General features: G+C 49.3%; 24 protein-coding genes and 1 pseudogene. 9 read left to right on the top strand and 16 right to left on the bottom strand.

What is annotated here, in order from left to right; translation table 11 throughout:
* Position 1: 1 nt before the first annotated feature.
* From BUF15_RS21435 to BUF15_RS21375, 13 genes are all read right to left on the bottom strand, one after another.
* Entirely contained in the window at positions 2–730 is a 729-nt protein-coding gene (locus tag BUF15_RS21435) for a TrbC family F-type conjugative pilus assembly protein (RefSeq protein ID WP_073615766.1), read from the bottom strand.
* A complete protein-coding gene (locus BUF15_RS21430; RefSeq protein ID WP_073615765.1) occupies positions 709–1,626 on the bottom strand; it encodes a TraU family protein in 918 nt (305 codons plus the stop codon). The genes BUF15_RS21435 and BUF15_RS21430 overlap by 22 nt, the downstream gene beginning before the upstream one ends.
* Positions 1,623–2,249 (bottom strand): hypothetical protein, encoded by a 627-nt coding sequence (locus BUF15_RS21425; RefSeq protein WP_073615764.1) that lies wholly within the window; start codon positions 2,247–2,249, stop codon positions 1,623–1,625. Before BUF15_RS21425 ends, BUF15_RS21430 begins: the two co-directional genes overlap by 4 nt.
* On the bottom strand, positions 2,239–4,785 hold the full coding sequence (locus BUF15_RS21420) for a TraC family protein (protein WP_073615763.1): 2,547 nt from the start codon (positions 4,783–4,785) through the stop codon (positions 2,239–2,241). The genes BUF15_RS21425 and BUF15_RS21420 overlap by 11 nt, the downstream gene beginning before the upstream one ends.
* Before the next feature lie 5 nt (positions 4,786–4,790).
* Positions 4,791–5,198, bottom strand: coding sequence for a TraV family lipoprotein (locus BUF15_RS21415; protein ID WP_073615762.1), 408 nt, complete (start codon positions 5,196–5,198; stop codon positions 4,791–4,793).
* Positions 5,185–6,345, bottom strand: coding sequence for a TraB/VirB10 family protein (locus tag BUF15_RS21410; RefSeq protein ID WP_073615761.1), 1,161 nt, complete (start codon positions 6,343–6,345; stop codon positions 5,185–5,187). The genes BUF15_RS21415 and BUF15_RS21410 overlap by 14 nt, the downstream gene beginning before the upstream one ends.
* Positions 6,342–7,076 carry a TraK domain-containing protein gene (locus tag BUF15_RS21405; protein ID WP_073615760.1) on the bottom strand — a complete coding sequence of 245 codons (735 nt, stop codon included), beginning with the start codon at positions 7,074–7,076 and terminating at the stop codon, positions 6,342–6,344. Before BUF15_RS21405 ends, BUF15_RS21410 begins: the two co-directional genes overlap by 4 nt.
* Positions 7,073–7,663: a TraE/TraK family type IV conjugative transfer system protein gene (locus tag BUF15_RS21400; RefSeq protein WP_073615759.1), complete on the bottom strand. Its 591-nt coding sequence runs from the start codon at positions 7,661–7,663 to the stop codon at positions 7,073–7,075. Before BUF15_RS21400 ends, BUF15_RS21405 begins: the two co-directional genes overlap by 4 nt.
* Positions 7,660–7,941: a type IV conjugative transfer system protein TraL gene (gene traL, locus BUF15_RS21395; RefSeq protein ID WP_073615758.1), complete on the bottom strand. Its 282-nt coding sequence runs from the start codon at positions 7,939–7,941 to the stop codon at positions 7,660–7,662. The genes BUF15_RS21400 and traL overlap by 4 nt, the downstream gene beginning before the upstream one ends.
* A gap of 61 nt (positions 7,942–8,002) precedes the next feature.
* Positions 8,003–8,314, bottom strand: a complete 312-nt coding sequence (locus BUF15_RS21390; RefSeq protein WP_234981244.1) for a hypothetical protein — start codon at positions 8,312–8,314, stop codon at positions 8,003–8,005.
* Positions 8,315–8,365: 51 nt separating this feature from the next.
* The gene (locus BUF15_RS21385; RefSeq protein ID WP_073615756.1) at positions 8,366–8,923 is read right to left on the bottom strand and encodes an OmpA family protein; all 558 of its coding nucleotides are present in this window, start codon (positions 8,921–8,923) and stop codon (positions 8,366–8,368) included.
* 69 nt (positions 8,924–8,992) lie between these two features.
* Positions 8,993–9,415 (bottom strand): hypothetical protein, encoded by a 423-nt coding sequence (locus BUF15_RS21380; RefSeq protein WP_143170820.1) that lies wholly within the window; start codon positions 9,413–9,415, stop codon positions 8,993–8,995.
* Positions 9,372–9,779 (bottom strand): hypothetical protein, encoded by a 408-nt coding sequence (locus BUF15_RS21375; protein ID WP_143170819.1) that lies wholly within the window; start codon positions 9,777–9,779, stop codon positions 9,372–9,374. The genes BUF15_RS21380 and BUF15_RS21375 overlap by 44 nt, the downstream gene beginning before the upstream one ends.
* A gap of 533 nt (positions 9,780–10,312) precedes the next feature.
* On the opposite strand from BUF15_RS21375, the gene BUF15_RS21370 reads away from it, so the two are divergent.
* The 5 genes and pseudogenes from BUF15_RS21370 (at position 10,313) to BUF15_RS21350 (ending at position 14,033) form a co-directional block, all read left to right on the top strand.
* Positions 10,313–11,395, top strand: a complete 1,083-nt coding sequence (locus BUF15_RS21370; protein WP_143170818.1) for a helix-turn-helix domain-containing protein — start codon at positions 10,313–10,315, stop codon at positions 11,393–11,395.
* A 416-nt stretch (positions 11,396–11,811) separates the two neighbouring features.
* The gene (locus BUF15_RS21365) at positions 11,812–12,168 is read left to right on the top strand and encodes a hypothetical protein (RefSeq protein ID WP_143170817.1); all 357 of its coding nucleotides are present in this window, start codon (positions 11,812–11,814) and stop codon (positions 12,166–12,168) included.
* The gene (locus BUF15_RS27205) at positions 12,169–12,546 is read left to right on the top strand and encodes a hypothetical protein (protein WP_073615751.1); all 378 of its coding nucleotides are present in this window, start codon (positions 12,169–12,171) and stop codon (positions 12,544–12,546) included.
* Positions 12,495–13,211: pseudogene (locus BUF15_RS27875) on the top strand (2Fe-2S iron-sulfur cluster-binding protein); the annotation flags it as partial. The gene BUF15_RS27205 and the pseudogene BUF15_RS27875, both read left to right, overlap by 52 nt.
* A gap of 3 nt (positions 13,212–13,214) precedes the next feature.
* Positions 13,215–14,033 (top strand): ATP-binding protein, encoded by an 819-nt coding sequence (locus tag BUF15_RS21350; RefSeq protein ID WP_234981245.1) that lies wholly within the window; start codon positions 13,215–13,217, stop codon positions 14,031–14,033.
* Between the two features lie 484 nt (positions 14,034–14,517).
* Here the strand turns inward: BUF15_RS21350 and BUF15_RS21345 are convergent, their stop codons facing one another.
* Positions 14,518–15,402: a ParB/RepB/Spo0J family partition protein gene (locus tag BUF15_RS21345; protein ID WP_073615748.1), complete on the bottom strand. Its 885-nt coding sequence runs from the start codon at positions 15,400–15,402 to the stop codon at positions 14,518–14,520.
* Positions 15,393–16,154 carry a ParA family protein gene (locus BUF15_RS21340; protein ID WP_073615747.1) on the bottom strand — a complete coding sequence of 254 codons (762 nt, stop codon included), beginning with the start codon at positions 16,152–16,154 and terminating at the stop codon, positions 15,393–15,395. The genes BUF15_RS21345 and BUF15_RS21340 overlap by 10 nt, the downstream gene beginning before the upstream one ends.
* 548 nt (positions 16,155–16,702) lie before the next feature.
* On the opposite strand from BUF15_RS21340, the gene BUF15_RS21335 reads away from it, so the two are divergent.
* From BUF15_RS21335 to BUF15_RS21320, 4 genes are all read left to right on the top strand, one after another.
* A complete protein-coding gene (locus tag BUF15_RS21335) occupies positions 16,703–17,350 on the top strand; it encodes a division plane positioning ATPase MipZ (protein WP_073615746.1) in 648 nt (215 codons plus the stop codon).
* Positions 17,350–17,616: a hypothetical protein gene (locus tag BUF15_RS21330; protein ID WP_073615745.1), complete on the top strand. Its 267-nt coding sequence runs from the start codon at positions 17,350–17,352 to the stop codon at positions 17,614–17,616. Before BUF15_RS21335 ends, BUF15_RS21330 begins: the two co-directional genes overlap by 1 nt.
* A 194-nt stretch (positions 17,617–17,810) precedes the next feature.
* Entirely contained in the window at positions 17,811–18,068 is a 258-nt protein-coding gene (locus BUF15_RS21325) for a WGR domain-containing protein (RefSeq protein WP_073615744.1), read from the top strand.
* A 353-nt stretch (positions 18,069–18,421) separates the two neighbouring features.
* A complete protein-coding gene (locus tag BUF15_RS21320; protein WP_073615743.1) occupies positions 18,422–19,519 on the top strand; it encodes an Lcl C-terminal domain-containing protein in 1,098 nt (365 codons plus the stop codon).
* A gap of 87 nt (positions 19,520–19,606) precedes the next feature.
* Here BUF15_RS21320 and BUF15_RS27870 read toward each other — a convergent pair.
* A partial coding sequence (locus BUF15_RS27870; RefSeq protein ID WP_073615742.1) for a maturase occupies positions 19,607–19,877 on the bottom strand: 271 nt, incomplete at its 5' end.

Raw genomic sequence — 19,877 nt, 5'->3', positions numbered from 1 at the left:
CTCAATGTCCTCTCAACGTCGTGATCAACCCTTCAAGCCCGCTACTCTTGGTATCCCGGCTGATCCGTCCCAGCAGGTATTCGAGTGTAGCATCACCAGTAACCTTCCAGGCCTCCTCCCCTTTTTCGTAGACCAGTGCCGGCACCTGGGTAATCTCGTACTTGTCAAACAGTGACGGCTTGAGCACGATGGGGACCTCATAGCGCTCACACACATCCGGATCTCCCAGCTGCAGCTGATCACTGCAGCCCAAATCCTTTTTGGCAATGCGAATCAGGTAGTTCTCCCGTTCACCCGGCACAAAGCCTCTCATCAGCATGATCAGATTGGGCTCATCAGCACCGTCCAGGACCTCGAGGTAGACATGAACGGTTTCATCCGGCATGGAAGATGAAACGAACAGGTAAACTTTTTCTTCCCTGGCCAGCCTTCCTTGGGCCTGCTCCAGCTCCGCCAATTCACCAGGAGCTTCAGGAAAGACTTCCTCCGTTATTCGCCTCTGTTCGCACTCAAGCTTCTCCTGAAACCCTGATGAAGAGAACTTCCGGGCTGTCTCCTCTGCTGCCATACGACCTTCTTCGTTGTGACTGTTCACGGGCAGAGCCATCGTGGCGCCATCCTTTCTCGCCTGCGCCATAACGCGGCTCACCACATCACCCAGCTCGTCGGCTTGCACCGGGATTAGCCACAGCCAGAACAACAAGGGTATCAATCGCAGCACGTGCAGCACAGTTGCCTCCGATAGACAGTCCAAAGAAATTCATCGTTTGGCCCCAGTGAACCAGCCATCGGCCGGTTGAGCCCAATGTTGTAATACGCGGCGTTCACCCCCATCGGCCACGCTGGAGATCGAACGCCGGGCCGAACAACGTGCATTTTGTAATGGCTTTTGACCCAGACCGGCGTGTTCCGGCAGCCACAGAGGCTCATCGCAGGATCGCAGATCATCATTATTCGGTTGAGCTTGTAGATCATTCGAGCGGTGGCCGTGTTGTTGGCCTGGACAATGTTGTCATTATCGACGTGACCGGTCATGGGGTAAGATGATCCCCCACTGCCGATACACCAGGGCATGGAATCCATCGGAGCACCCACATTCGTTGCAGCCGCGTCAGCCATGCACGCCATCTGCATAATCGGGTTGGCGTACAGCGCGGCCTCCGGGTGGATGAGCATGGAGAGTTCATCAAACTGCCATTGCGGATCAAACTCGGTCATCCAGAACGGGTAATCGTAACGATTACAGAAAAGCCAATTCAAAAGGGGAATAGGGAACACATGCGCCTGGGCATACGTGGACTCATTGGCAATGCTGACCGCGTCCTGACTCGCATTCTTACCACCCAGCTCATCAATGAGTGCGCTGCCGACCGGCATCCCCAGAAATGGCGAATAGAAGGGTGTGGTAACAGAATCGATCGCCACAAAGGGTTCCCAATAGGTCCATATCAGACCAATGACCGTAAAGGGACCTCTTTTACACACACAGAAGCCGAGAAACGTCAGCTCAATCTCGTCATAATAAATATCTGTCAGCGGATTGAACGGCACCCCTCCCTTGCTCCAGCCGCTAGTGCTGATAGTTACCGCCAGTAACCAGGCAAGCAGGAACGATTTGGTCTTCATCTCCCCTCTCCTATCAGAAATTCCGTCACCTGCATCTGCCCGCCCCGCTGGATAGCGACACAAGGGACCGCTGCCAGTTGCAGCCGTTCAGCTACATCTTTTCCCAGATAGAACACCGCCCGCTTCAGTGCAGTGATGAGCTCATGGGCGTATCCGCCAGAGATGAGAAGTTTTACCCTGTGATCTTCGCTGTATGGCGACTCCCTGAACCACTTGACCTGGGCCGGATCACTGCCGTCAATCACCACCAGCCCGATTGACAAGCGCATGTAATCCAGAGGATTGAAGGTATAGCCTCGGGGATAGAGCACCCTCCCCTCCCGGTCGCGCAGGTCACGATCAAGGGTGTAGCTCATATCGACCAGAAATGTTCGATCCTGCTTTGCCCTGGGCAACTGATACAGGTCAACAGGTTGATAGGTATCAACCGTCTTCTGGTATTCGTCTTTCTTCTGCTCCCACCCGTCCTGCTCCCACCCGTCCTGTACCCTCAGCTTCAGCTCTTCCCGAACATCCGCCTCGGCCACCGGATACACGTCACCCACCGTGCCAAGATCTGTCATCGCCGCAACCCATGTCGGGATCATCAGCATGACCACTATGCAGATGGCCTCAGATCTCACCCTGCTCTCTCAGTGCAACCATCTGCTCAATAGCTTCATGGTGGGTGCTGCCCTCATCCACCATCTTCCCGATCATCGCGATCTCAGCAGCCTTCGAGGTGTAGATAAAGTAGGCATAATCGTTCACCACCAAACGGGAGACACCGAGGCCGAACGGCGTATCGAAAAAGATTTCTGAATAGTACGGAGGGCTGGACTTGAGGCTTTTGAGCAGCTCCATGGTGAAGCCGTCATAATCGATAATCCCGAGATTCCTGGCCTGACCGAAATCAGATGATTCCAGGAGGATCTTGAAAGCCGAGTTGCCGTTGATCACATTGCCCACCTCACCAAAGTTTCCCATATCGAGCAGGGACTGGGTAACGACCATGAAGGAGCCGTTATATTTTCTGGCCCGGCGATAGCCTTCATTGATCACCGGGGCAAGCATGGCTGCTTTGTCCAGGAACTGCCACGCCTCCTCAAAGATCACCAATCTTGGCCGGGACCGGTCGGAGAGATAGAGGTCCTGGGTGACCGCGTTGATAATGAGCAGGGTCACAACCCGATAGAGATCGGGCTGTACCTTAAGATTTTCCAGCTCCAGAACCACGAACTCGTCCCTGCGGATATCAAAAGAGGATGGCCCGACAAAGAACTTCCCGTGAAATCCATGGCTGGTGAACTCACGGATATTGAAGGCCAGCTTTCTGGCGGATTCAACCAGCGTCTGGTTGTCCGCCAACTCCTCAAGATCGGCGTTTGGCACCGCTGGGAATTTCATCAGAAATTCGTAGACCGTATCCGCATCGGCATCCCTCCCCCGCTCCTGCCATGCCCATCTCACCGCATTCCGGATCAGGTTCATTTCGGTATCATTACATTTGTCTGTATCCGAGTTGGAGTAGGCCATCTGAGCAAAGACCGCAGCCACGGACTTCAACTCCTCGCCTGGTTCAATGATGTGGGTAAACGGATTGAGGCACACATTGGTGTCGGCCTGGAAGTCAAGATATTTGGCTCCGAGCATCCGTGCGATCTTTTTGTATGAGCCACCGATGTCGATAATCCGCACCATCGCATTGCACGAGTAGTAATTGAACGCGATATAATTGATGAGAAAGGATTTGCCGGATCCTGAGGTAGCGCAGCAGAGCACGTTATGGTTGGCAGCCCCTTTGGCAAAGAAGTCTAAAGAGACGATCTGCCCTTTGCGACCGGTAAAGATCAGCCGAGGTTCTCCGCCGGACCCGGAGAAATCCCCCTGGACTGGCAGGATTTGCGTGACCGAGGTGACCGGAGCCACAAAATCCCGCTCAAGATTATCGATATTCTTGCCGCTGGTGTACATGCAGAACGGCAAAGACGAGAGAAACAGGATCTTGAGGATCATGTTGTCCTTCTGCATCACATACCCCTGATTCTCCCACAACCTTCGCACCCTGGTCAGGGAGTCCCTTGTTTTTTCAAGGTTATCACTCCATACCCAGACGAGAGGGATCACCTTGACGAATTTTTCCCCATGCTCAAGTCGATCTGCAGCCTCAAGGAACTCCCCTTGCCTTCTCCTGAGGCTCGACGAGAGGGAACCGACGGCCTGCTGGTTCAAAAGCAAGTTGCACTTGCCGTGGATCTGCATCTCCAAACCTTTCTCAAAAATGATATTGAAGGTGTAGAGAAAGCCGGTCTTGATCTGATCGGCATCGGAGATCACCCCCCAGATGCCCCCGAACAAGGCGTTGGTCTGCAGGGAGTCAACCTGCTTGGGAATAACCTTGGGGGTCGTGCAGCAAAAATAGTTTTCACCAACCACCATGTGATCCTTTTCCTCACGGATCACCGTGTCAGCTGTAATAATCTGCTTGCGCAGAGGGACCTGATCACTGTAGGCGTTGAAATTCTGTTCTGGGTAATGGGTTGGATAGGCGTTTATCAGCCGCCGCAGCCATTCCAACAGTTCCTCGGGTCGCATATGACGTGGAGAGAGCAGAGCGGCTTTCAGCGTTTCATTGATCTGTCGTTTGATCTCCATGAGCGGTGCGGCCTTGGCCGGATCGGCCAAATCTTCAGGCCTTGGCATTCCTTTACTGTTTTCGGGGACTGTCAGGGCCACATAGAGCCGGAAATTTCTGACCGGAATATTGCTGCAGGACCTGAGCCCCTCCTTGCCAAGGGTTATAAAGTCCACGACCTTGTCGGTATTGGACTCGATAATCTTGTCACACCTGGTCCTGCTGGCTCTGTAGCGATCAAGTATCGGCTCAATATGGGAGTCGGCGTGACAGGTGAGCTGGATAACACTGTCTTTTGGGATACCAGCCCGAAAGAGGCCCTCCAGGGCATTGATGGTCTTCGGGCCGGCATAGACGACCGGATAGCCTTCCCATAAGAGCCCAAAGCTGTCATCCTGATTAAGATAGACTTCTGTCTTCTCGTCATAGGCCACATAGTTCAGAAAGGACGAAAACGGCGTCCGTTTTGTCATTTTGTCGAGATCTGATTGCCTGATATGGTCTCGCCCGCCTACGCCGAGACGCTGTAAGAGCGTGAGTAACATAACGTTTATCTTGAAGTTTCGTGAATCTCGCTGAGTATCCAATTGGAATCCTCAACCTTCACATAGGCATATCTCGTCATAAACAGCTCTTGCCCTTCCCCTTCATAAGGCAGCAGCAGAACCCTGAGAATTTTCGGCGGTTGCAGGAGAGGCTTTCGGGGCTCTTCCAAGAGTCCGGCAACCATCTGGTAGCGCTGATCGTGTTCGTTTAGACCTTCGCTGGTCATACCCGGCTCGATGCCGGGAAACCTCGCCGCTTTGTAGGCGGTGGAGGTGTCAACACACTTACCTGTGTCCTCACCGGCCTTGCACTTGAAATCCTCTTCATACGGATTGACCACCTGCTCAAGAGGAGCACAGGCTGAAAGCCCTGTCAGGAGCAGTACGCCCACCAACCGCTTAAATCGTTCCACTGTCAATCTCCCTGATCACCAGTTCCTTACCCTCTGAAATCACCACCGTGATTTTCTTGGTGGCACCAACCTCGATCACCGGTGTGGTCTGCTTGACCAGATCCACATAAAAATCCCGCAAGGTATCAGCCCCTTCAGCAAGACCACCACCAACCGCATATGGCACAATGTCTCCAGATTCTACAGTCTGGGTTGAACCAAGGGCGGAAACAGATGTGGTGGTAGAGGCCGCTTTTAGCCAATCCCCTGCCCCACCAAACAGCCCGGCAACAACAGCCCTGGCGGTAGCCGCTCCCATGCGGGAGACAACGCGGCCAGAAAGCCCGACCTTGGAGTCGGAGTCCGTCACAAACCCTTTCACCTGCTCATCGATGACGGCCTGACCATTTTTGGAGAGACAGGAAAGCGACACCAGGCGGACATCCGCCCGCTCCTTATCCAACCTCCCGACAGCTTCGGCCACCACAAAGCACCCTTCCACGTCCCCTTTCACGTCATTGGGCAGCACCGCCGGAGTCTGGATACGAAGGAGCATCGGTTCCGGATCACCCTTGCCCTTTCTGCTGGTGGAGGCGTCGAAACCGGTCAACAGGCTGGCCTCCATGAAGGACGGTGGTAAATAGACCGCTCGTCCTTTTTTTTTCGGCTCCTCAATCACCTCAGCTTCCGGATTGGAAAGCACCTCAATTTCACCGATCACAAGTGGTTCAGGGTCGGGTATCGCCGCTGGTGGGACAGTGCGGGCTCGCGCGCGAGGAGCCACCTCCTCACCCATGGGCATAGGCCATTTGGTTTTTTCAGCAACCGTGGCCGGTGGAGGACTTTTTGCGATCTCATCGGCACTCGGGAGAATCGACTGCTCTGCCTTCTCCGGCTGTTTTCTCTTGTGCAGCTCCTGCTCATTTTTGAGCTTCTCGATCTCTACCCGAAGACTCTCCAGTTCCCGCCTTGCCTCCCGCAGCATGGTCTTTTCGATCAGATCAGGCTCAAGCTCAACCGCCTTTACGTTTGGCTGTCCCGCAAGCTCTAAGGTACGTTGGGATCGCAGGTTGTAACCAGCCATAATGAGTATAAACAGGATGATACCGATAACCGCCCAGACGACCTGCTTTTTTTGTCTGGGCTCAAGCTTGTCAAAGTGCTTCATTTCATGCCCTCCCTCTTCTCCACGACAAACACCCGGGTCGTCTGGCGAGGACGCAAGGTGTGATCCTCGACGGCAACTGCCAGCAAGGCCGGGCTGATTGTGGACCTGAGGAAATCTGTCTCTGTCACCTTGATGCTGGCGGATGCCACCGACTGTACATCATAGCGTCTCAAACGCAGGCCAACGCCCTCGACATCCACATACTGATTGAGATGGACCTCAAGATCTGGCCGGACTGCCACCTTCTGCTTTTTCTCCGTGATCTTGTAACTGGATGGGTACTGTTCGCTGTATGCCTCTCGAATGATGTGCAGGGCCTGTTTCTCCAGTGGCATGTTCTTGAACAGGGCAAGATTTTTCTTGAAGCTGTCCCCTTCGGGTGGGGTCAGTCGCACCGTTGTCGAGGGTATGCTGGCTGGCTGCGCGATGACGTTGTAGACATTGCCATCACATACCAGAAACAGCTCATTATCGGCTGTGGCATACTGTGTACTACTGCCAAGCTTCTTTATCTTGAACTTGACGAAGGCGTCCTTTTTAGAAAAATGGCCACTGATATCCTTTTCCTTACTGTAGATCATGTCCTGCATGACGCCTGGACAGACAAAACGGTTCACATCACGATTGGAGACCTTGACCATTGTCCGCACATCCGGAGCAACGGACTGCTCAGCCCAGGCTCCGGTACTCACCAGAGAAAGCATGACCACAACTGCCCAGATATTTTTCATCTCGCCTCCTGTTTCGTATCCACCTCGGCCAAGCCCTTCTGACCTTTTTCCTTGACGGCGAGGAGATAAAACCGGCCATCTTCTATTCGGTAGTCGACCAGATAGGATCTGGTGGTGTTTTCTAAAGGCGTGTTGCCGGTGTACTGCACAAGCTGGCCGAGCAATTCGATGGTTTTCTCGTCAAAATGGAGATTTTGGAGGTAAAAGGTGGAGCTGACCAAGCCTTCTTCCGCCCGGCTGGCGAGCGAGTACCAGTTTTTCGAAGCCTCAGGAAATGATTCAGGGGCGTAATAATAGAGCAGTGCCTCGAAGTTCTCCCGGGCTGTTGACGGAGAGTAGGTGCCAACCAGATTGGCGATGGTTCGACTTATGTCCCGAATGTACTTTTCCGTTGGTTTCCCTTGGACGAACTCCACTTCACCGGTCATTTTTGGCGGTATCAAAATCGTCCGTTGATACGTGACCGCCCTGTACGTCATCAGCGAGTTGAAGCATAGCGCTCCGGACATGACGACAAACACGAACTTCAAGAGCCGATTCTCATCGAAAAGGGCACTGGATTTTTGCAGATAATCGCTAATCTTCATTCGTGAAACTCCTTCTCGAAATATTCTGGGTAGCCCTTCATCTCTATCAGGCCGAGCATATAGAGGATGTGTTTCAAAAATCCTCTGGCATGCTTACGCTTAGTACGTGTGTAAGACCATTGCATAGCGATAAAGATTACCCACATGAATCCGCCGTAGATCAGCGCGAAAGTGAGGGTAAAAATGAAGATGATCAGCTCATCCAACTCAAACCAGAGCACCTGAATCGGCTTGCTCAGGTATTGAGGAAATGGTTTCTGGTTTTTGTACGTATTCATTGCGCCCTCTGAAGTCATCCAGGCGAGGTGACCTGGAGCCTGGATGACTAATCAATATGGATTAGCTGATGACAGCCCCGACAGACTGAACGACCGAATCAGCTTTCAACATAAAGGCTCCACCCAGAACTGCCCCTGCAGCAGGAAGCAGCATCTGACGAATTGCCAGGATCCCTGCCAGGACCATGACACTACACCCGCCAACAAAGCCAATAGGCCCAAGCAAAATCTGATTAACCCCCACATCATAGAGGTCGTAGGCAAACGACCCCGCTGCCGGGGTGGTCATTGCCAGAGCGTTACTTGCGATAACGAGGCAAGCAATGGTCAAGGCGGTAACGGTGATTGTTTTGGGATGGTTTTCATTGCTCATTTTTTCCTCCATTGCAGAGATGATGAAAATGTCTGTCCTCCATGGGCAGGATCATTGATCAAGAGCCGTTATCTCGACTCGCCGGTTGATGGGGTAATAGTTTTTGCTCACCAGATTGGCTGCTCCTCTGCCTTCAACTCTGGCTACAGTGTATCCCTCTTTTCGCAGCACTGCGCCTACGGCTTTTGCACGCTCGATGGACAGCCATTCGTTGAATCGAGCTGGCCCCTTCTGGCAGGTGTATCCAGTCACCACCAAGGGGGTTTTCCGTGATATGTTTTGCGTCAGCAACCCAGAGCGGATTTTCTGAAACTCAAGAGATGAAATTACCGGGTTGTCGATCTGAAAATAGACAATGATTGGCTTAGTAAAGCGCGCAAACGAGGATGCTGAGCTACGCTCAAAAAATGGCCCTTCTTCCAGGGATGCTTTCTGTTTTGCGACGTGAGAAATGACAAATGTCTCTACAGAGACATTTTGAGTCAGCTCCATCTGGTAAACATATTCCTCCTTGCTGATCTCCAAAGTCGCTCCCTGGGATATGATCGGCAAGATCATGCTGATGGAGACAAAAATCGCTTGTAATAGTGCCAATTTTTCACTCAACATTTACCCCTCGTTTCCACCAATCAAAGAAACTACGTTTCTTTTTATTTATCTGCGCGATTTACTAAATTCTCAGACACCTAACATGTCGCTTTTTGCTATCGCTTTTCTCTTGTTGTAAACCTTTTGCTTGACCTTGTAGAGGCGCTTGATATGTGGTCGTGTAAAGATGAAGCCAAAGGTCAATTCAAGCTCGTTGATGAGTTGCTTCATAGGCAGTCGGACCCCACTCTCTAGATTGGAAAATCGTGTATACGCATACCTTTCCCACTTCGTTTCAAAGTCAGGCGATGTGAGTAATTGCAATCTGCGTGCTTTAGAATATTTGGCCAGTTGCAATCTGATCATCTCGCTTTTCCCCCAGATTTTCTCAAGCAATCTGAGGCCAGCAAGATCCTCCTCAGTAAGGGGATTTTCGACCACTTTCTTTCTCACCATCCAGCGTAAGATCTTACGGGTGAGCCGAGACGTTCTGGCAAACTCTTCGATGTCCATTTTCGATCCGAGATATCGCACAGTTGATAAGTCGCCTCACGCCCCTGGCGGTGATTCCAAACTGCTGACCAACCATGTCCGCATTTACCGGAGTGGGTTGATTGAGAATCCATTGTGCCACCTGGCGCTGCCGTCCGGTCAATGCTGATAATGCTGCCTCAATAACGCCCGGATCCAATTCCTCATCGGCCACATTTTTATCCTGCGTGACGTAGATACGAGCCATATCACAATCAGCAACAACATTGACACCCATGGTCAATTCAATACACCGGGAACGGAAGACAACTCGAAAATAGCGACCCATAAGGGTGAGGTCCTTTTCATTTTGCAGCAAGCCGGCAAGTGTTTGATAGGCGGTCAAGAGGGCTTCGCTCTCTAGGTCCTGAAGGCTACACCCCATGTACGGCAGATATTGAGCAGCAACGCATCTAATGAGCACCCGATTGGATTTCGTCCAAGCAATTGCAAGTTGCCACATAGACCTGTTGCCTAACATCATAACCACCCCTGAACGCCTCCATGATATATTGATGGACAACACTGTTGTCCGACACAACATCCACTATATTTGGCATTAATATACTAATATCTTATGTTGTCAACATTTAAATTTGCCACGTCCACCTTATTGCCAGAAATGACAACGATGGAGTCTCAATGACACTATTATGGTGCATTGTTAATAAGATATGCCGAACAGGCTTCGTCAGGAAGATAAGGAAAAAAAAGAAACTATTTGATTTTATAGGGGCCTTAGAATATTCCTGTCTTAGGATTCCAGGAATTATCAAATGTGTTTCGTCCACTCATGTGAACAGACGCTTCCACGACATCCTGGCCCAGGCAGAGAAGAAAAACAAACTCAGGACAGCCCAGAAAAGGGCGGAGATGAAAATGAGCAACCTTGAATATTTTTATTTTTTTCTACGCTACAAAATTGACTCCGGCGTCAAACAAATAGACCTGGCCCGCTCAGAGCATGTTCAGATCAGTCGCTCATATCTCAGCCGACTCTACGTGAATCCACCGAAAAACTGTGCCATCAACATCCAGGAAGGCATCGCCAAATACTTCGGCCTCACCTACGAAGAGATGATTGAAGAGGCCAAAAGGCTTTATAAGCAGCAAAGCGAGGAAATTCTCGAGACACAGGAACCTCCGTCTACGTACCTTGCCGGCAGGAATCCTCATCACCACGAACACCTTCCGCGCAATCCTCTCAAGCTGATCGATCAGATGAACGCCATAGCAATCGGCATGAGAGAAAATTACAACCATGCCATTGAGCTTGAAAAAGAGAGGGACGACCTCTTAACCATCCTTAACGACCTGAAAACTGGCATCTGCGTGGTCGATTCTCACCTGACGGTTCGGTACCAGAACCCTTTCCATCGAAAACATTTCGGCAACCTTACCGGCCAAAAGTACCTCCTGTTCTGGGATAAAGGCCTTGATAAGCAATCGATTATTGAAAGGGTATCAGCAGGTGCCTTTGAAAATCTGACGATCAAACACGAGGGCAAACCCTACAACGTCCAGTTTTCCATCACCTACAAGGGGAGCCAGATACAAAGGATAGTAGAGCACATCATTGAACAACAGCCCAGCGAGATGCAGGCCGACAAAGGCCACATGGAGATATACCGCGAAGTGTTCAAACAGCTCGACCACGGGTTTGGTTTCTTCAACAACCAGCGCGAACTCGTGCTCGCCTCCAACAAGTTTGGCTTTCTTGACGGCTATGACTTCCCAAACACCCGGCTCACTGTCGATCAACTCCTGCTCGACGTGGGAGAGAAGACAGGCGACAGCCTGGAAAAGCTAACCGAGTTGAAAAGGGCTTACGAGAACAAGAAGGAGATCGATTTTAAGATAAATATCGACGGGATTGGATATAACTTTCAAACAAAAAACATTTTCAAGGACGACGAACACCTGGGGATCCTATTGATCGTGAGAAAACTATCAGGGAAGTAGCTAGTTGACAATGTAGGACTTTACAGGACACAAATACAATTCCTTCCAAAATCACCGGTAGACGTAAAGTTCGGTGCTAGAGACATTATCAATCACAATCATATAGATTCCCTATTTCTCCTTGTCGCATCTGCAGGGTTCATGTGAAAAGCATTAATTATACATTTCATTATTTCTTTATTTACTGACTGCGAAAATGAGGAACCAACACAAGCAAATCCCCTTTCACTGGGCTCGCAATAATGGCCCTGTACCTATGTATCATTGAAATTACCCGGAAGAAAATTAAACCCTGGGTTGAACTCGGTTTGGGCATTGAGCGACCTCTAATGGTAGCCAACGACCATTTAATTTCGCTCAAAGGGAAATCCCAGGCAACTGCTGCAACAAAGTCAAACCGAGTTATTAGGTACTTCATGGAACAGTTACAAGCAATAGCCAAAACAATTACAGAGCTGGATATCACGGTCAATATAGCCGAACTCGTTCAAAAGATCCGCACCTCCACCGTGCGTCCTGCCGTTCTGGCTACAGCAACAACGGCCTTAAAAAAGGTTGACGGTATCTGGAAACCAGTTTTGGTCTATCGTTGGCTGGGTGTTTCGGTTAACGAAGATAATGCTCAGCAAACTGTTCTGCTGACCGATTTGGCAGGTGCAGATGCAGCGGCATCTCTTCATCTTGGCCACTCAAGTTGTTTTATGCAGGGAGGGCTGACTATGCCCTCGTCACTTCTTATACCGCGGGCATCGAAATCGAACAGGAGGCCATGAATGCCACCGACCATCAGGAATTTCTCACCGCCTATGTCCTCGACCTCATCGCCTCCTGGTGTTGGAAGAACAGGCCACATCATCAAAGAGATAGCAGAAAAAACAGCAGAGGAATCCGGTCGGAAAGTAAGCCCATTTCTCAGCCCTGGTTCTGTCCATGGCTGGGAACTTGAGGAACAATTTACACTTTGTTCACTTCTGCCACTGCAGAGTATCGGCGTTGCTCTTAGCAGTAATGGCATCCTCATCCCCTTCAAATCTTTATCCTGCATGATAGGTATAGGAACCGGCTACAGTTCGTCACAAGTCGGTACTACTTGTCAGGTATGTTCACGAAATGCACGTTGCGAAATGCAGCAACCAACACAAGGAGTCTAGTTTTCATGTCATCTTCGCATGCTCTCACCATCCTCCCCGCTCACAGAACCCTTGCTGTCAACTCGGGCACAAGCCTTATCGAGGCTCTCGTCGACCATTCAATTTTCTTACGATCCGACTGCTGTGGACGAGGAACATGCGGCAAGTGCCTGGTGCAGCTGATACAGTCGGACGGCACAAAAAAAGAGACCTCTGCATGCACGCAACAGATCAAAAGTAACCTCACCATTGCCGTCTATCTTTGTCATACGGATAACAAGGAAGTGGTTTCCTCCGTAGCGGTAAAAAATCCACAGTCAATCTATGGGGACGATGTCGTGAGCCGTATCGGTGCCATCGACATGAAGCGTGATTCGCTTGACCATCTACAGAAAATCGTGATCAACGCCATCGAATGGTGAATTACCCTGCTTCTTGAAAAAGCAGGACTGGATAAGAATGCACTTGGAAATATGGTCGTGGTTGGCAACCCGACCATGATACACATCCTCATAGGGGAGAATCCAAGCCCCCTCGGCAGATATCCATATATCCCTGCTTTTCATGAGGCAAAAATTCTCAGTGCGGCCGATATCGGTTTCTCTCTCGACCGCGTTGTCTTGCAGACCTTTCCACAAATCTCAGGATTTATCGGCGGAGACATCCTCAGTGCTGCCCTCGCGGTGGATATGGAGCATCAACCCGAAGGGACCTTGCTGATTGATCTTGGCACAAACGGGGAACTTCTTTTCAAAGACAAGAAAACGCTCTTTGCGGCATCATGCGCTACCGGGCCGGCCTTTGAAGGAGCTACGCTCTCGTGCGGTATACAGGCTATCCCGGGCGCCATCAATAAAGCCTCCATCATCAACGACGTCGACTTTCCAGAGTATACCACGGTCAACTTTAGCGGCTCAAAAAATATAAAACCCTGTGGTGTCTGCGGTACCGGGGTCATAAGCAGTGTCGCCGAACTCTGCCGCCATGGGATTATCGAACCAAGCGGTGCCTTCACAAAAAAAGATACCATTCGCCCCCTCGTCCAAGATAATGACAATAGATTGAAATACATCCTCCTGCCGGAAGATGAAACGCATGACGAGAGAGCCATATCTATCAGCCAGCAAGATGTCCGTTCCGTGCAGCTTGGTAAAGCTGCCATTATCACCGGTATTGAGTTTCTCTTAAAGGCCGCCGGTTACGATCATCCGAATAAAATTATCATCGCCGGAGCCTTTGGCACCTTCATGGAGATGGAGGACATGGTCACCCTCGGCATGATCCCTACCATTGCCACAGAGCAAATAGAAATAGTTGGCAATTCCGCAGGTGCCGGAGCAGTTATGGCGCTCTGCGACAATACTTATCTACAAAAAGCCATCGAAATGGCTTCACAGGTCGTGACTATTGATCTGACCTGCGATATTCAATTCCAGAAAATCTTTGTGCAAAAACTCCGATTTCCTCATTTTAAAAACGACAATGAACCATCACGAGTACAGGTGTAACAAGTTGCTATAGAGGATTCGCTATGGCAAGCCATCTGATAAGTGGCTCTTCGTATAAAATTGAAAAGATATGTGTGACCGAATCTTTGACATCCTCTCCGGCCTGCAGCCCGAACGGGATGTCAACCACACGGCGGCTCAATTTTAAGTACACTCACAAAGCACGACAAAGGTACCACCATTTTCTAACCACAAAAAGACCGGGGAAAACGATCCTGCGAAGAAAGAGCGTAAAAGGCAGACTGTCAGCCCCACAAGGGGCTAAGCTATCACAGCTGTTCCGGAAGTGGACTAACCCTATAACTATACTAACTCACAACGAAATAGTCTCTTGTCGGATGTCCGACACAAGACAACCCATGAGACAAGAGGCTGTACTCGTCACAGCACAAGGCTCTATGTCAATACGATTCTGTTTTCACTAATAAAAAAAGGCAATGTCGGACGTCCGACATTGCCTGAACAATTATTCGAGAAAAAGAGGTTATCCTGCAAGCAAAGCCTTCACGGTCTCCATGAGCCCCTCAACCTCCACCCTTAGCCGTTCTTTTGCTTCTGCAGAGAGGTTTGCTTTTCTCAGCTTATGTACCAACCTTTTACTCTCAATGATTTTCTCGAGAGCACGCTGGTCAGCCTCTCGCACCCTTCTTGTCGGACGAGGTCTGGTCAGCTGCCTGATCTTCGATACCGTCAGGTTCTCATTTTTGACCTTCTCGTAGAGGTAGATCATCTCCTCAGGGTCTTTTCTCTTGGCGATTTCCAGGAGAACACTCTTCGGGGTATCCAGGGTCCGGCACTGCTCTTTTACCGAGTCTGGTAAAGCGATGAGGGTCAGGAGCTCACTTATCGTTGTTCGGGATTTGCCGACAACCTCACTCAGCTGCTCATGGGTATACTTATGGCTTTCGATGACCCGCTGGTATGCTTCCGCTTCTTCAATTGGTTTAAGATCATCACGCTGAAGATTTTCAATCAGCGCGATCTCCTCCGGATCCCCTTTTGAAAACAACGCAGGAATCTGTTCCAACCCAGCAATCTTCGAAGCCCGGAAACGACGTTCACCCGCGATGAGGATAAACTCCGTGTCGAGCTCCCCGCTGTCGTTCTTCCTGATAATGATCGGCTGAAGAACACCCTGCTTCGCGATGGAGGTCGCAAGCTCATTTAAGGTGGCTTCGTCAAACGTTTTCCGAGGCTGATTCGGATCAGCGGAGATCGCTGAAAGAGGGATCTTATAGAGATTACCCTCGAGATATGCCTCAACGAGAGGGGTCTCACTCTCAGCAGCGACTTGCGGCTCAGCATCGAGGGACTTACCTGCCAGCTTGGTTGTCTTGCCGGCTACACGTTTCTTGAAATTTACCGCCATAGTTGAAGTAACTCATCTGTTAATGCTTGATAATCTTTGGTCCCTTCACTTTTGGGGTCATAGATCATGATAGGAACCTCGGCAATCTGCGCCTGTTTGATGGCTGTTATTTTCCGGATTTTGGCCGCCAACACGACATCCTTAAACTCTTCTAATTGCTCCTCAAGCCAATCGTTGATACCTTTCTCTCTCGAGTCGTACATGGTCACCAGGATTCTCAGATACTCCCTGATATTGTTTTCTTCGCCCTTAACACTCCGAACGGTATCGATCAGATCAGCAAACCCTTCCAGCGAATATCTTCCGGTATCTGTTGGGACGAGGATGAAGTTGCAGGCGTAAAGCGCATTGATCTCCAGGATCCCCAATGATGGATGACAATCGATAATGATGAAGTCATATTTGTCTGCCACCTTATCCAGAGCGTTTTTCAGCTTTGCCTCTCTGAAATGCTCATTGATGAGCAGGTTAGATGCCTTGTTGAGGTGTATATTCGCCCCAATCAAGTCCATCCCCTCTACGCCCGTTGCATAGATAACATCTTCAATCGATTTACCGTATTGGAGAACGTCACGGATGGTAAACTCACACGCCTCAACCATTCCCATGCCGATAGTCGAATGCCCTTGTGGATCAAGGTCAACGAGTAACACCTTACGACCTTCAACTGCCAGGCCACAAGAGAGATTAATGGCAGTGGTCGTTTTGCCAACACCACCTTTCTGGTTGATTACTGAGATAATTTTATTCATATGCTGAGGAAATCCCTTCTGAGTTGTTGAGCAGACTGAAGGCCAGAATCAAGCGATCAAAGTTTGCAATGCTGCTAACCTATCACAACCAGACTATTATTCAAAGAATATCTCATAGGTTAATAGCAAAGATCTAGCCGACAACGCCCCTTGCTCCCTTTGGTTTTGTTTCCCACAAACGAGGCTGCTTTTTCAAGCCTTTCCGATGGCTCTCACACATCTATCTGCCCATGCAATAGCACCCCCCTACGCTATTCTTTCACACTGCCAGCAGGTCTGATTAAATAAGAAACTAAAGGAGCCATATTCGCAAAAACCATGTGGAAAAACCCTCTCCCATTAGACGGGTACAGAGCGATCTGGGTGATCTGGCCACCCCTTAAATATCTCGCAGCACAACACCAACCCACATCATGCTTTCATGATTTACTATTTTAATTATTGCTCTCCCACATCATTCATGTTTTATTTATTTGAGTAATTCCACATTTAATGATTTCATATGTTCATGAATAATGTATTTCACTATTTCATTATAGGATGTTTTCATGATTATTATTATTGGTTGTAACAAGGGCGGGGCAGGGAAGAGTACCCTTGCCACCAATTTGGCTGTTGGCCTGACGCTACGCGGCAAGGATATTGTTCTTGTCGACGCAGACCGCCAGCGAAGCGCATCAAAATGGCATCAGTATCGAATCGAGGAAAATCATAAACCCGATATGCTGGTCGTCGCGAAAGAGGACAACATCGCAGTTGACCTCTCCAAACTGAATGAAAAGTATGAGTTTGTTATCGTCGATGTCGCCGGCAGAAACTCCCGCGAGCTCATTACCGGCGCTACCGTTGCTGATTTACTGATAGCACCCCACCAGGCATCACAGCTTGACCTCGATACACTGAACGAATTACACGAGCAGCTCATCCGGATCAAGGACCTCAACCCCGACCTTGAGGCCTACATCTACCACTCCATGGCCCACACTAACGCAAGCGTCAAAGAGAACGAAAGGGAAGAGTTCATCAACTACGCCGCAGAGTTTCCACAACTCAAACAGATGCAATCGATGAACTTCTACCGAAAGGTATACCGCGACGTGATTCCCCAGGGACTATCTGTCCTTGAGAGCGATAACGTCCAGGCCAAAGCGGAGATGAATCAATTTATCGATGAAATTCTTAGGATAATTCAATAATGGCGACCTCATTTAAAAAACCTAAAACAGAGAAGAAAGTCGACCCTGAAGCCGCAGAGCGACTGGCCCAGGAGTTAGCTGATAAAACCTATGATGAGCCCAAAAAATCTGTCATTATTGAAGAGGAATCCAAGCCGCTTCAGTTTAAGATCACCCCAAGCCTGCATCGTGAGTTCAAGACCTTCGCAGCAGTCAGAGGGTTGAAAATGGTAGACCTGTTCAAACTCATGTTTGAGGAATACAAGCAAAATCATAGCAGCAACTAAACGTTGCTACTATTCATGATATACTTTTTTCATGATTTAATGTTTTCCACCTTTCATTATATGCTTTTTTCGCGTGCAATTGCGGTACACAAGGTTCAACTTCTTCTTTAAAGATGAACAGGGGACTATGCTGCTTGGTAATAACTACGCTGATAGCTGAATCATTGGCCAAATGAGATAAAAGGGCAGGGGATATGATTTTCAAAAAGAGAACATATTTCGAGTGCATTATCCCGGAGGAGAACAGACGGGCCTTTTACGAAATTACTATTGGCCAGGATCTCTTTGGCTACATCATTATACGTCACTGGGGCAGGATCGGAACCAAAGGACAACCAAAAAAACAACAGCGATTTGTCGAGGAAGATGAGATGCTGATAGAGTTCGAGCGTCTGTATAATGAGAGGGTAAAACACCAGTATGTCCCGCGGTTAAGAAAGAAAAGAAAATAATGAACGAAGAGAGCAGGTGTAACGCAATCTTTGCTCTCACGAAAAACTCTCAAGGGACACATGCAAAGCGCAAAGCCGGCCAGGTTCTGCGCTTCCACAGATAACAGGGAAACAGTCTCCAGTTGGATATCTGACGGAGCAATGAACACAAGACCCAATACCCAGTAAAGCTCAATGTTAGACAATTGGTAAAGGCGGATTTTGGACTTAAGAACTGCCTTTTTCTAAAGACTCGTTCGCTTAAGAGATGGAGTTTCCATAATGAGAAAAGCTTTGTCGACAATGATGCTCATATTATTTCTTTCTTTTTATGCATACGCTGAGGAAGGTGTGCAGAAAAAAACAGGACTTTTGTGATTGCAGACACGGGAGTTTCTGAATTTTATGATAACTCATCGTTAATCCAACGGGCGATTCAAGGCTCTCATTTTTTTGGACAAGACGCACAATACCAAATCAACTCACCTTCTTACACAGATAACGGAGATGGAACTATTATAGATAATGTGACTGGTCTAATCTGGCAGAAAATGATGTGTGAAAAAATGACTTTTGCTGAAGCGTTCAAGAAAGCCAAGGATTTGGAATTGGGTGGTAGTAGTGATTGGCGTGTTCCTACGATTAAAGAACTATATTCGCTTATACAATTTACGGGAAGAATGAATGGCCAGAAAGCTATTAGACCATTTATTGACACTCAATATTTTGTCCAACCGCTTGGGAACGTTAGCTTGGGAGAGCGAGAGATTGATGCACAGACCTGGAGCAGCACCGAGTATGCAGGTAGAACCATGAAAAACGATGAAACCGTATTTGGCGTTAATTTTGTTGACGGACGAATTAAAGGATACCCCAAATACAACCCCCGCAGTCGTCTATCTAATAAAATGTATTTTCGTTTCGTGCGCGGAAACAAACTCTATGGAATCAATCAGTATATAGACAACAAGGACGGCACCATAACAGATTTCGCAACCGGTCTGATGTGGCAAAAATCCGATAACGGGCAGGGCATGAATTGGAAAGAAGCGTTAAGCTATGCGGAAAACCTGAGTTTCGGAGGATATGGTGATTGGCGGTTGCCTAATGCGAAAGAACTGCAAAGCATTGTGGACTATTCAAGAACACCTCAGACAAACGGTACGGCTGCTATCGACCCTATTTTTGAAACAAGCACAATCAAAGATCCGGAGGGGGATAAACAGTATCCTTACTTCTGGACAAGCACAACCCATCTCGAAGGGCGAAATCCCTATAGCTCGGCAGTCTATATCGCTTTTGGAGCTGCTCAAGGCAAGATGCGTAACCGCCTTATGGATGTGCATGGTGCTGGTTCGCAACGCAGCGATCCAAAATCTGGAAGTGCAAGTGATTATCCGCAATATTTCGGCCCGCAAGGCGATTTGCGATATGTGTTCAACTATGTCAGATGCGTGAGAACGGCAAACTAATAGGAGCGAATCGGGTAGCCGGGGGAATCTCTCCCCCAGCCCCCACACCACCTAGCATGCGGGTCCGCACTAGGCGGTTCCCAAGAGCTACCGAGCCGTAGCCGGGTAATGGATGTTTACCCATAGATCTTTGACAGAAAGCAAACCTTGAACCTTGAGCCATTGATTGGTCATGCCCGAGTGTGTCGCAAGTGTACGCGACAGTCTCCATGGACCTTTCCTACTCAGACCGACAGATATAGCAGTACGGAGAAAGGTTCCGAGCATGGTCAGCTCACGCACCTTGGTGCGGCAGAAACGCCACTGCTTCCAGTAGCACATGCGCACCCTGCGTCGCAGCCAATGGTCGATTTCGGGT

It is taken from the genome of Desulfopila aestuarii DSM 18488 (genome assembly GCF_900143695.1).
GTDB lineage: Bacteria > Desulfobacterota > Desulfobulbia > Desulfobulbales > Desulfocapsaceae > Desulfopila > Desulfopila aestuarii.
This window is presented reverse-complemented; position numbering and strand designations above follow the sequence as displayed.

What these genes read in the sequence shown, in the direction of transcription:
- BUF15_RS21390 (WP_234981244.1), bottom strand. Translation starts at nt 8,314, where the DNA reads ATGAGCAATGAAAACCATCCCAAAACAATCACCGTTACCGCCTTGACC.
- BUF15_RS21380 (WP_143170820.1), bottom strand. Translation starts at nt 9,415, where the DNA reads ATGGACATCGAAGAGTTTGCCAGAACGTCTCGGCTCACCCGTAAGATC.
- BUF15_RS21430 (WP_073615765.1), bottom strand. Translation starts at nt 1,626, where the DNA reads ATGAAGACCAAATCGTTCCTGCTTGCCTGGTTACTGGCGGTAACTATC.
- BUF15_RS21335 (WP_073615746.1), top strand. Translation starts at nt 16,703, where the DNA reads ATGATTATTATTATTGGTTGTAACAAGGGCGGGGCAGGGAAGAGTACC.
- traL (WP_073615758.1), bottom strand. Translation starts at nt 7,941, where the DNA reads ATGAATACGTACAAAAACCAGAAACCATTTCCTCAATACCTGAGCAAG.
- BUF15_RS21340 (WP_073615747.1), bottom strand. Translation starts at nt 16,154, where the DNA reads ATGAATAAAATTATCTCAGTAATCAACCAGAAAGGTGGTGTTGGCAAA.
- BUF15_RS21365 (WP_143170817.1), top strand. Translation starts at nt 11,812, where the DNA reads ATGGAACAGTTACAAGCAATAGCCAAAACAATTACAGAGCTGGATATC.
- BUF15_RS21330 (WP_073615745.1), top strand. Translation starts at nt 17,350, where the DNA reads ATGGCGACCTCATTTAAAAAACCTAAAACAGAGAAGAAAGTCGACCCT.
- BUF15_RS21325 (WP_073615744.1), top strand. Translation starts at nt 17,811, where the DNA reads ATGATTTTCAAAAAGAGAACATATTTCGAGTGCATTATCCCGGAGGAG.
- BUF15_RS21385 (WP_073615756.1), bottom strand. Translation starts at nt 8,923, where the DNA reads ATGTTGAGTGAAAAATTGGCACTATTACAAGCGATTTTTGTCTCCATC.
- BUF15_RS27205 (WP_073615751.1), top strand. Translation starts at nt 12,169, where the DNA reads ATGCCACCGACCATCAGGAATTTCTCACCGCCTATGTCCTCGACCTCA.
- BUF15_RS21350 (WP_234981245.1), top strand. Translation starts at nt 13,215, where the DNA reads ATGGAGCATCAACCCGAAGGGACCTTGCTGATTGATCTTGGCACAAAC.
- BUF15_RS21420 (WP_073615763.1), bottom strand. Translation starts at nt 4,785, where the DNA reads ATGTTACTCACGCTCTTACAGCGTCTCGGCGTAGGCGGGCGAGACCAT.
- BUF15_RS21405 (WP_073615760.1), bottom strand. Translation starts at nt 7,076, where the DNA reads ATGAAAAATATCTGGGCAGTTGTGGTCATGCTTTCTCTGGTGAGTACC.
- BUF15_RS21410 (WP_073615761.1), bottom strand. Translation starts at nt 6,345, where the DNA reads ATGAAGCACTTTGACAAGCTTGAGCCCAGACAAAAAAAGCAGGTCGTC.
- BUF15_RS21400 (WP_073615759.1), bottom strand. Translation starts at nt 7,663, where the DNA reads ATGAAGATTAGCGATTATCTGCAAAAATCCAGTGCCCTTTTCGATGAG.
- BUF15_RS21345 (WP_073615748.1), bottom strand. Translation starts at nt 15,402, where the DNA reads ATGGCGGTAAATTTCAAGAAACGTGTAGCCGGCAAGACAACCAAGCTG.
- BUF15_RS21370 (WP_143170818.1), top strand. Translation starts at nt 10,313, where the DNA reads ATGAGCAACCTTGAATATTTTTATTTTTTTCTACGCTACAAAATTGAC.